Origin of the sequence: Capnocytophaga genosp. AHN8471, assembly GCF_016806945.1 — a bacterium.
In the GTDB taxonomy this organism is placed as follows: domain Bacteria; phylum Bacteroidota; class Bacteroidia; order Flavobacteriales; family Flavobacteriaceae; genus Capnocytophaga; species Capnocytophaga periodontitidis.
The window spans coordinates 1-1414 of the sequence record NZ_JAESPJ010000058.1; the positions used below are offsets into that span (position 1 = coordinate 1).

General features: G+C 38.1%; 1 pseudogene. It reads right to left on the reverse strand.

Features of this window, described 5'->3' with window-relative positions:
• A pseudogene (locus JMN12_RS15130) lies at positions 1–1414 on the reverse strand (hyalin); the annotation flags it as partial.

Genomic DNA, 1414 nt, shown 5'->3' on the forward strand with positions numbered 1-1414 from the left:
TATCTTACTATAGTCGGGCGATGGATTGTTGAAATGTACCTCTAAATAATCTACGTAACTATTAGAACTTGCTTGACAAGTACCATAGTATTTGAGTTCCTTGATTGTAACATCTGGTAATTCTTCTACTGTGAATGACAAGGTCTTAGTCATCGTACAATCGTTACTATCCTTTATTACTACCTCATAGTAAGTGCCTTCTAAAACTCCTAATTCATCAAACAGATCGGTTGAACTTGTTACATCTCGATGTGTTTTTACGTTTTGTTTAGTATCGGCTCTGGCTATACTAATTGTATATGTTCCTGTCCCGCCTGTGATATTCACTATCTCTACCTTGCCGTCTCTTGTGCCTTTACAAGTTACAAACTTAGAGTTCAGAGCGTTGATATCGGCTGTTATGGCTGTTGGATTTACAAATGAATAGCTTCCTGCAAGGGTTACTGAACAGTTTTGAGCATCTAAAATATCTATGTGATAAGTACCTGGTTCTATGTTACTAAAAGTAACTTCATCTCCATTAACTCCTGATATTTCATCTGATTTTGTTGAGCCTTTGAACAATATAAAATGGTAAGGACGTACTCCTCCTGTTACTCCTGATACTTTGAGTGTTCCATCTTTAGCATCTATACAAGTAATTGAAGTTGTGGCTACTGTAATACTTGCGGTATTGATAGCACTATAAGGTGCTAATGTTACACTTAGGGTGCCTGTTGCTGTTGTACAGCCTAAGGCATCTTCTACTGTAATATTATAAGTACCCGCGTCTAAACCTGCTATTTCAATACCTGGATAACCTTCTGGTACATTAGGTTGTACTTTGGGCGTTCCTCCTCCTAATGGAGCAAGGGTTACTGTATAGGTTTGTTCTCCTCCTATAACTGTAAGTGCTACTACACCATTATGATTACCACAATCTACCGATACTTTTTGAGATACATTTATCACTTTTATCTCGGCTGGATTTGATGGTATTACAAAACGATGTTTCGCTACTTTACAACCTGTAGCTATAGAAATCGCTTCGATATCATAAGATCCTCCTACTAAAGTAAGTGTTCTAGTATTACCTCCAACTGGTATGCTTCCTGAAATGGTCGCTCCTCCACTTACTGCTGTAACTGTATAGGTAAAGCCTGTTGTAGATTGGTCTCCGTTAGAGAGATCTTTATCTACAAAGGTAAGCATTATACTACCATTTCCATTATGACAAATGGCTCTCACTGGGTTACTTGAGGTTATCTCGAAGGTATTAGCATCTTTCACTGTATGTACTCCTGTGATGCTACAACCTGTTTTTTCGTTGAATACCTCTACCTTATAATTTGAACCTGATAAGTTTTGTGAACCTGTAAGGGCCAAACTCAAGTTGGTTGCTGTAGTGGTGGTGATAGTGGTAAAGGCATTGTCA